1 protein-coding gene is annotated in these 981 nt (G+C 45.7%); it reads left to right on the top strand.

What is annotated here, in order from left to right; translation table 11 throughout:
- On the top strand, positions 1-981 hold a 981-nt coding region (locus tag AC1MDJ_RS08050; RefSeq protein ID WP_479690398.1), incomplete at both ends, for a cobalamin-dependent protein.

Genomic DNA, 981 nt, shown 5'->3' with positions numbered 1-981 from the left:
GGCGGGGCTTGATGCGGCAATAGTTCATTCTATAAAAGTAATGCCGCTAAATGCTATAAACGCTAGCGAACTTGAGCTATGCGAACACCTGCTAGACGGGCAGGACGGTGCGTTAATGGCGTTCATAAAACATTTTGAATATATAGCTGATACGGTTGAAACACCTATAGAAAAGTTGCCCGCTGACGAACTGCTCTTTTCAAAGGTTGTCAAGGGAGATGCCAGTGGTGTTAGTGAGCTGATAGATAAACTTTTAGGCACTATGAGTGCTATGGATATACTAAACAACGTGCTGTTAGCCGCCATGCAAGAGGTAGGCGGACTATTCAATAGCGGGAAAATGCTATTACCGTTCGTGTTAAAATCAGCCGAAGTGATGAAACTTGCCTCAACTGTGCTGGAACCATACCTAAAAGGGGATAGTGGCACCAGCAAAGGCGTTGTAGTTCTTGCCACCGTGCGCGGAGATGTGCATGATATAGGCAAAAACCTTGCAGACATTATACTATCAGGCAATGGATATGATGTGGTAAATATGGGAACGAAAGTTGACGGTGCAGAGATAATAGCCGCCGCCGTTAAACACAAGGCAGACGCTATCGGTATGAGCGGGTTGCTTGTAAAATCAACGGAGATAATGAAAGAGAACATTGCACTCTTCAAGCAAGCGGGACTTGACGTAAAGGTGTTATTGGGCGGCGCAGCTCTATCTGAGCGGTATGTGCTGGACGAGTGCACCTCCATTATGCCTGAACGAGTATATTACTGTAAGGATGCCTTCGCTGGTGTGAGTGCGATGGACGGCACAAGCAATAATACCTCCGCTAAACTGCCTATTGAAACAGCTAAAAAGCCATTATTTGATAATAAAAACTGGAATATCCCCGTATTTGACGGCGTAGTCCAGAGTAGCAAACGGGGCAATTCGGATGTATTTGACGTTCCATTTGATGAGCTGGTGAAACAGCTGTCCAAAAACCC

It is taken from the genome of Candidatus Termitispirillum reticulitermitis, assembly GCF_054655775.1.
The sequence above is the reverse complement of the archived record's forward strand: the minus strand, read 5'-3'. Positions and strand labels throughout refer to the sequence as shown.